Below are 8,230 nucleotides of genomic sequence, written 5' to 3' on the forward strand. Positions count from 1 at the left end.
GTTCTTTGATCATTCCGATGATCTGTGCTTCTGTAAAACGGCTCTTTCGCATCTGTTTGCTCCATCAAGAGGTTGAGCAAACTCTACATTAAAGTGCGGGAGATTTCGGGGGGCAGGTCACTGCGGCAGTTTGAGGTACTTATCGGACAGGGCACGACACGCGTGGATGCGATACGAGAGTTTGCATAACCGAACAGATCTATTATCGCTGGCGCAAGCAGTATGGCGGTATGGGAACCGACCGACTCAGGGAACTCGTGCGCCGCTACAAGAGAACGAACGGCTTAGAAAGGCCATCTCGGATCTGACGCTGGATAAGCTGATCCTTGTGGAAGCCGCCAAGGGAAGCTATTGCCCCCCTCTCGCCGCCGTGCCCTGGGGCAGCAGCGATCCACGCAGAAGAAGGTGCCCCAAGGCCCGGCCGACGACGCCCGGCTGGTTACCGGTATGATTGAACTGGCACGTCAGTAGGTCCGTCGCGGCTGGACGAGGTGTTGATCCGCCGTTATTCTTACAAAGATAGGAGTTCGTGATCGACTGCAAGGGCTCCCCCGCTGTCGTTTGACAGTTCAACCGCAAGTGTGAGTACCGAAGAGGTTGCGAGGTAGCCAAGGGGTCCAAATGGGCCCCTTTGGTGTTTTTTGAAGCGGCGGTCAAGGACGACAGCCAGAACGCGGAGTTTAGCCTAACAAAGTTGGGTTTGCTCCGTGGGCCCAAGGGGGTAAACCGGCCCAAACCTGCCCCTCGAGAAACTTGAGCGCGCTGCAATGCAGCAGACCACAATCAGACATCGATTAACTGTAGGATACGTGTGGAATATCGGCGCCAGCTAAGATATATATGACTTGATGAACCTGCGTTTGCGGCCACCTTCTGCCATAAATGAAGGGTGAGACCCCTCGGGTTGTCTCAGTAGCGCTTGGGCGCAAGGTTCATCAGACTTCCCCATAATACCTCGAGTTTCCTCGCTGCAGTTCGTGGACGCTAAGAAATTTGATCTTCGTGGCAGTCGAGCCTGTTTTCCGGCAAACAGAGCGAACCCGTTGCAAAATCACTTGAACAGGCGCTGCGGCGCGTTGGCGAAAGACGATCTTCGCCCTTAATGATAACGTATCTAGAATATCAAGCGTTTCAGTTCGTTCGTTGATTTTGGCCGATCCAAGCTGGCGCCAATCCGCGCCCTGTGAAACCATTTTTCTAGCAGCCTCAAGAAGCAAAAGTGAATTTAATATGTTGTCTGGTCTTCTTCCTTGCCGGGTTATGTGCCGCCAGCCTGCGTTCGTCACGAAGATTTCCCCCAATTCAGGATGAAAGCGGTCTGTTGAGCTTGACCACTCCCGATAGAACTCTTTTGCGAGCCTCAAGGAAAAACCGGGAGTCGCAAGTAGCGACCTCGTTGGTCGCATATCGATTTCCTGGAGCGGATAGCTGTCGGGAACTGATCCCGCCATCTTGCGTAGCTCACCCTTTGCCTCACTTCCAAACGTCTTCCTCCTAGGAATTACGACTAAATCAGAGTTAACTTTTGAGTATGAGGCATCTGATTTAAGATCTTGCCAATAAATTGGTGACTTAGAGCTGTCGGGGTCTTCAACGTAAGCTAGGATTACAGGTCCCGGCAGCGCGTTCCATCTCGACCTGTGTTTTTCGATGTAGCCTCTACCAATGGCGACGCCGATTGAGTCTTTGCCCAGGCTTCTACTCTCTTTCTTGAAACTGGGGCCGCTCTTTACCTGCACAAAGAGCATCCTGCCCGAAAACTTCTCGCGATGCCTTAGAAGGACAATACCGTCCACGGCATCGTCATTTTCAGCATCGACATCTTGCCAATCGCTCTTGAGTTGCCCTTGGACACGATGAGACACTAGGCTAACTCCCGCAGCTCCGGTTCTTATCTTGCTCATGTTCCTCGGCTTTCGTAGTGTAGATGTTTGATTTACGTTAATCTGCTGAAGTGTCATTGCAAAGAACGCGATCGCTCCGCAAACCCAAACGACGGCCCAATCCTGCCGTTCGAAACGAGTGCCGGTGCAGCAGCGCAGCGTCTCGAAAGTAGACATTCATCCCTGCTGCAGCATTTCCAACGGCCTGAGGTCAGCAGCAAGGACGAAGTTGCCGTTCTCCATTTCCGCAGTGACGTTTCCGATTGGCTGTCAGGCTTTTCTGTCCCACTCCATCCGAAAAATTTGGTGGTCTTGAACGACCCAGTCGGAATGAACTGCCTCCCGTTATCGCGCAGCCACGAGAGGCGAATGTTCAAAGATCCGGGCTGAGATGCTTCCATCGGGATCATGGCGCACATCACCGCGCCAGCTTTGTGTCCGACGTAGTTTATCAGCTGGAAGTTTTAGAATTGTTGGCGATACAGGCCATGTATACTTTGCAGTCCTCTCCACAGGACTTATCGAACAGCAAGAGATCACCGCGCCAAAGCACAGCGTCCGTACCTCTGACTTTCTCGTAGTTTTCGCCCAGGATCGACAACATCCATCAAGGATCGACAAGGAAAGCCCTCGAGGCAATCCATAATCGACCTGTAGCGGACCAGCCACGCACCGCTTTGCGAAACACCGACATTATGGGAAGCCCACATGCGACGCTACGGCTTGTCACTTGGCCATCTTGGCGGCGTCGTTTGGCGCACAAGACCCAATAAGCCCTTTGAAGGGCGCCCATCTCGCTGCGGCGCGGGTTTGCCGAACCAGACGCTTGACGCATCGTGCAGCATTTTGGACGGGCCGAGGTCATCTCTGTACTGACAGCGGACCGACGTTGCGGGTGAGCTCCAGAATCACTGACATTTGGATTTGCGGAACCGTCACAGCACGGCGTTTCCAATGGGATCCCTGAGCACTGCGCCGGTTTGCACGACTGAAAGTTCGACCGTTCGTCGTTGATCCCACAAAGCTTCCCGACTACGCTCCGCGGAGTGAAGAGACGTCACGCCAGTCCATCGCAAGGGACACGAATGAAGACGGTCGGATATCGAAAATGGATGTTGCACGTCGATCCAGGGCACGCACTTTTCTGTGTCGAACGCGGCGTCTCCCGGCACGACAGCGCCACGCTTTTCCTGCACGGCGGTCCAGGCGGGGCGTCATCTGAAACCTTGCTCGATCTTGTACCCGACGGCTTTCGTGCGATTGCTTTCGATCAGCGAGGCTGCGGGAGATCGCGTCCGGTCCGGAGCCTCGAGGACAACACGACCTGGCATGTCGTCGACGACATAGAACGGCTCCGGGAATCTGTCGGTCTGGACCGACTCAGGATCGTGGCGGGTTCCTGGGGCGCGGCGTTGGCCCTGATCTATGCGGCACGTTACCCCGCACGGGTCGAGAAGATGCTACTCTACAGCCCGTTCCTTGGGTCCAATGTCGAAACCGAGCATTTTCTGATGGGATCCCGCGAGATTCTGCCCGAGGTATGGCATAGGGCGTTCGGTACGGTGCGCAATGCGTCCCCGGATCGTATCATCGAGCATTTCAGCCGGCTTGTCATGGGGCCGGTTGGTCCGGCCCAAAGCGATGCCTGCCGAAAATGGGTCGAGTACGAATTACAGGCCTCCACGCTGGGAGCCGAGACGGCGCTTGACCACGCCCTGCTGCAATCCGGGTTTCATCTGACCTATGCGCAGGTGTCTTGTCACTATTTCGCCAACCGATTTTTCCTGCAGTCGACAAGCTGCCTGGACATTGCGGGATCGCTCGACGTGCCGGTCTTGCTGTTGCAGGGCGACAGTGACCTCGTTTCGGATCCGCAAACCGTGGAGCGACTGGCACGCAGCCTGCCCCGATCACGCTTGCACATGATCCCCGGTGCAGGCCACTGTGGAGGCGCGCCCCAATTGGACCAGCGCCTAGCAGCGCTCATTACAGAGGACCTGCACGACGCCTGAGGAGTTCGCACCATGAAGAAGATCATTGTTGTAGGTGGCGGCACTGCGGGCTGGCTGACTGCGCTGACCTTGAAGAAGTTCGTGCCGTCAAGCCGCACTGGCCCGATCGAGATCACCGTTATCGAACCCTCCGCCATTGGTCGGATCGGCGTCGGTGAAGCGACGATTCCCAGCCTCAAGCAGACCCTGGCGCGTCTCGACCTGTCGGAACGCGATCTGATGCGGGAAACCGGCGCGACCTTCAAACACGGCATTCGCTTCGTGGATTGGCGCAGCGGGCCCGAAAATGGCGGCGATGCGTATTTTCACCCGTTCGAGCGCAACGTGAGCGGACAGTTCGAACGGTTCAGCCCCTACCATCCTGCCGCCTCCACGCAGAAGGTATTCGACGCCCCGGTTGCCGAGATTGCAGCCTTGATCGGTCAGAGCGCCCTTGCCGCCGACTACAGCCGGTTCCAGGGGGTGCAGACCGAATTGGCCGAACGCGGCTTGCCGCCAAAAACAGCGGACATGCCGGACTACGACGGGCTTGTTCAATACGCCTACCATCTTGACGCGGAAGCGATGGGAGACTGGCTGGGCCGCATCGGCCAACGGCGTCGCATTCGCGTGGTCGATGCGGTCGTCGAAGCTGTGGAGCGGAACGAGGACGGCACGATAGGCTGTCTCCAGACCGGCAACGGACAGAAGGTCGAGGGCGATTTCTTCGTGGACTGCACCGGTTTCAGATCGGTCCTGATGCGCGGCACCTTGAAATCCGTTTTCAAACCTTTCGGGAACCACCTGCTTTGCGATCGAGCCGTTGCGGCGCAGCTTCCGGTGAGGTCGGGACAGCCGCGCCCTTTCACCACCGCGACAGCGCGTCGGCATGGTTGGACCTGGGACCTGGACCTGGCCCACCGGCGGGGCTTCGGACAGGTCTATTCAAGCGCCCATTGCAGTGACGACGAAGCGGAGGCCCTTCTGCGCACGGCTGCGGGGCAAGACGGGGACAAGATCGACGTGCGTCGCCTTCGCATGGACGTCGGGCGGGTCGAAGATTTCTGGATCGGCAATTGCGCCGCGGTCGGATTGGCTTCCGGTTTCCTGGAGCCGCTTGAGTCGACAGGTATCGGTTTCATCGAAATCGGCGCTTACCAGCTGGCACAGACCCTGATTTTCGGCCAGGGGATGCCTGCGGCAGCGCGGGAGTATACTCGCCGCATGCGGGCCGTGTTCGATGAAACGGCAGAGTTCATCATCATGCACTACGTGCTGTCCGGACGGCGCGATACGCCATTCTGGAAAGACGCGACCGCGCCCGAAAGGCTGACGGACGGGTTGCGGGACAAGCTGGAACAATGGCGCGCCCGCGAGCCAAACAGCGCGGATGACAACACGGTGCCGCGCATGTTCAGCTTCGAAAGCGCCCGGTCGGTGCTTTACGGCATGAACCACCTCCCGGACACACCGCGCGCCGCGAGCATCGCGCAGGCGCAGGCCTTGCGGCGGCTCGTGGCCCAGGGGACCGGGCGTGCGGTGTCGCAATTGTCGTCTCATGCCGCGGTTCTCGAGGCGATATCATTGGATGAAGAGGCTACTCCCCCGCCAGTTGCTGCGACTGCGGCAGCCGGAGGCGCGTTTCATCCTGGAGAAGGCCAGGCCGCGCTTTTCGTGACACCCGACTTCGTGGATCGCGTCGAACTCTCTGCCGGAACGATGCCACCGCCTGCCGCGGCTGCCCAAGACTACCAGCCAGACGCCCTTGTCCCGGACCCAAGATGGCGCATCCCCACTCCCGAAGAAAAGACAGCCCTGACACCGGAGCAGGACGCACCATCGGGGCGCCTGCTCGAGATCCTGACCTTCGACAACAGATCAGCGGTGCCGACGTTGCGGGCAATGTTCGCACGTCCCGGTGCAGACCCGCTGACGACACCGGCCAGCAAGGAATATGCGGCTCTGCTGGAGCGGCTGAAAACCGAGCTGTCCGGCCATTGCGAGGGGGAAATGCGCTGCCTCAGCGTGATCTCCCATCCCGCGGGCATGGCGACGGTCACACGGCAGGGACCTGAAGAACCCTTGATCGGGCTTCACGTGGACAGCTGGTCGAAGACCATGCTCGGCGAGCGTGACCGCGTTCCGAACCGGCTCTGCATCAACCTCGGCAGCAATGCGCGACACTTGCTGTTCGCCCCGATCACGATCGGCGAGATGGGGAGGCTCTCCGGTTTGCCGGAGGCACGGCTGCATCGCATAAACCCGACCGACCTTGGCCGTCATTTCATGCGGCTCCATCCTTCGATGCCGATCATGCGCATCCGGATCGATCCGGGCGAAGCCTACATCGCGCCAACGGAAAACGTCGTGCATGACGGGGCCACGACCAGTGCGCAGGATGTGACGCTGACGTTTCTCGGCAGGTTCCGGTCTATCGTTGCAGCGCGTCGCGACGCGCCTGATGCGCCTCGGCCATGATGTCATGCACCGTATCGACCAGTGTCTTGCGGGTCAGGCGGCAGAAATTCGTCTCGGTTCCTGCAAGCTCCCCCAACTCGAAGAACTTGTTCGAGGGCACGCCGCCGCCGCAGACATCGAAATAGGAGCAGCTTTGCCGACAGTTGAAGACGCCCTCCTTGATGTCGCGGTTCAGACTGGCAAACGGTTCCGTCTCATAGAGTTTCTCAAAGACAATGTCGCGGGCATGGCCGATCTTGAAGTCTGCGTAGCGTTCCGAGGCCACATCGACGAATTCGGGTGAGAAGGTATAAAGATAGCCCTCGGCATCGATCGACAGGATCGACAGCGGGTTGCTTTCGGTGCAGTTCGGCGCCTCGCGGGCAAACCATCCGCCAAGGCTCTGCGACACGTTCTCGAATTCACGCACGCCAAGGGGGTGCGGGTCATTGCGGATGCGGTTGTGTATCTGTTTCAGGAACGCGGCATAGGCCTGTTGAACACCGTCAGCGGCCATGCTGGAGGTATCGTTGATGGCTTCCTCCTCGTCGATGTTGAAGCCGACATTGTAGCAGCGCAGCGATTTGAAGAAGTCATAGATCTCGTCCGGATAGGACAGGGCATCGGCGGTCAGAACCGCGATGCAGGTAAAGGGAATGTTCCGCGCCCTCAGCTTCGCGATCCCCTTCATGGCGGCCGCATGGCTTCCCTTGCCGGACCGGGTCAGGCGATTCTTGTCATGGATCCAATCAGGACCATCGATGCTGACCCCGATCTGGACATTCCACTCTTGAAAAAGATCGAGGTGGGCGTCGCTCAGCAGCATGGCGTTCGTCTGTACATGATGCATCAGATCAAGACCATCCGGGCAGAGGCGCGCCAGCTCCTCGAACGCCTCTTGGTAGAATTCTGCGGGCAGGGCCAGGGGCTCTCCGGCATGCCAGAGAACTGTCAGTTGGCGGTCCAGAAGCCCGGCCCTTTGCAGAGCCTCGAAAAGGGGCGCGAAAAAGGTCGTATCAAAGCGAGATTTTTGTGTACGAAAGGGCAGATAGCAATAGCTGCAGTCAATGTTGCAGAAGCGCGTGGATTGCACCATCAACAGCTCGAGAGGCGATCTCCGACCAGGTCTCAGTGTGCCGCGAAACCACTGTCGCACGTTGCTTTCAGGTTTGAGGTCCGTCATGGGCTTATGCAACCTATCACTGTCCAATTGCCGCCAGTTCGCGCCAGCTTTCGTTGTCCCGACGCTGCTGATCCTGGCTTGTTCGCCAAGTTCCGAGATTTATCAGCTCCTTGACACCACGTCACCCGGTCGAGCAAAATTTCCGAAATCTTTATATGATGAGGGTTCGAAACATGCCTTGGCATTGGAGCAATTGGAACAACTGGTACAATTTTTCGAACACTTACCTGAACGCCTACTCGGACAATGCCTCCACCGACGAGAACGGGACGGTTTCGTTCAATGTTCTCGCCAACGATTCCTCGAGCAGCTCGATGAGCGTCACCCATCTGAACGGGATCACCATCGCCATCGGGGATGTGGTCGTGCTCTCCGGTGGCGGAGAGTTGACATATGTCGGAAACGGGTTGTTTACCTTCGAAGCCGGCAGCGCCTACGACTGGCTCGCGGATGGAGAAACGACGACAGAAAGCCTCCAGTACACGGTCCGAAACACGCAAGGTTATGTTCGGACCACCTCCATCACGATTACCTTGACCGGCAGCAACGACGGCCCGGTGGCCGTGGCGGACGCGGGCACGACCTCCGAGGACAACGCGGTTGTGCTGGACGTGCTGGCCAATGACAGCGACGTCGATGCCTCGGACCTGCTGGTGGTGACGGCGGCGAGTGTGCAGTCGGGCCTTGGCAGCGTGAGCGTGGCGGTGGATGGGTCC

5 protein-coding genes and 1 pseudogene are annotated in these 8,230 nt (G+C 58.3%); 4 read left to right on the top strand and 2 right to left on the bottom strand.

Annotated elements, in window-relative coordinates; genetic code table 11:
* Window positions 1–87: 87 nt before the first annotated feature.
* Window positions 88–468: pseudogene (locus tag SM764_RS22380) on the top strand (transposase); the annotation flags it as partial.
* 467 nt (window positions 469–935) lie between these two features.
* Here SM764_RS22380 and SM764_RS22385 read toward each other — a convergent pair.
* Window positions 936–2,060, bottom strand: coding sequence for a DUF4365 domain-containing protein (locus SM764_RS22385; RefSeq protein ID WP_369002847.1), 1,125 nt, complete (start codon window positions 2,058–2,060; stop codon window positions 936–938).
* Window positions 2,061–2,968: 908 nt separating this feature from the next.
* Between SM764_RS22385 and SM764_RS22390 the strand changes: the two genes are divergently transcribed.
* Both SM764_RS22390 and SM764_RS22395 read left to right on the top strand, forming a co-directional pair.
* Window positions 2,969–3,895, top strand: coding sequence for an alpha/beta fold hydrolase (locus tag SM764_RS22390; RefSeq protein WP_369002848.1), 927 nt, complete (start codon window positions 2,969–2,971; stop codon window positions 3,893–3,895).
* A 12-nt stretch (window positions 3,896–3,907) separates the two neighbouring features.
* Window positions 3,908–6,352 carry a tryptophan halogenase family protein gene (locus tag SM764_RS22395; RefSeq protein ID WP_369002849.1) on the top strand — a complete coding sequence of 815 codons (2,445 nt, stop codon included), beginning with the start codon at window positions 3,908–3,910 and terminating at the stop codon, window positions 6,350–6,352.
* Here the strand turns inward: SM764_RS22395 and grrM are convergent.
* On the bottom strand, window positions 6,306–7,427 hold the full coding sequence (gene grrM, locus SM764_RS22400; protein WP_369002850.1) for a cyclophane-forming radical SAM/SPASM peptide maturase GrrM/OscB: 1,122 nt from the start codon (window positions 7,425–7,427) through the stop codon (window positions 6,306–6,308). The two genes, SM764_RS22395 and grrM, sit on opposite strands and share 47 nt — an antisense overlap.
* Window positions 7,428–7,687: 260 nt before the next feature.
* On the opposite strand from grrM, the gene SM764_RS22405 reads away from it, so the two are divergent.
* Window positions 7,688–8,230: Ig-like domain-containing protein (locus tag SM764_RS22405; RefSeq protein WP_369002851.1), on the top strand; the 543-nt coding region annotated here is incomplete at its 3' end.

The sequence above is a fragment of the Pseudophaeobacter sp. 1A16562 genome (genome assembly GCF_041008785.1).
Lineage (GTDB): Bacteria > Pseudomonadota > Alphaproteobacteria > Rhodobacterales > Rhodobacteraceae > Phycobacter > Phycobacter gallaeciensis_A.

What these genes read in the sequence shown, in the direction of transcription:
- grrM (WP_369002850.1), bottom strand. Translation starts at nt 7,427, where the DNA reads ATGGTGCAATCCACGCGCTTCTGCAACATTGACTGCAGCTATTGCTAT.
- SM764_RS22395 (WP_369002849.1), top strand. Translation starts at nt 3,908, where the DNA reads ATGAAGAAGATCATTGTTGTAGGTGGCGGCACTGCGGGCTGGCTGACT.
- SM764_RS22385 (WP_369002847.1), bottom strand. Translation starts at nt 2,060, where the DNA reads ATGTCTACTTTCGAGACGCTGCGCTGCTGCACCGGCACTCGTTTCGAA.
- SM764_RS22390 (WP_369002848.1), top strand. Translation starts at nt 2,969, where the DNA reads ATGAAGACGGTCGGATATCGAAAATGGATGTTGCACGTCGATCCAGGG.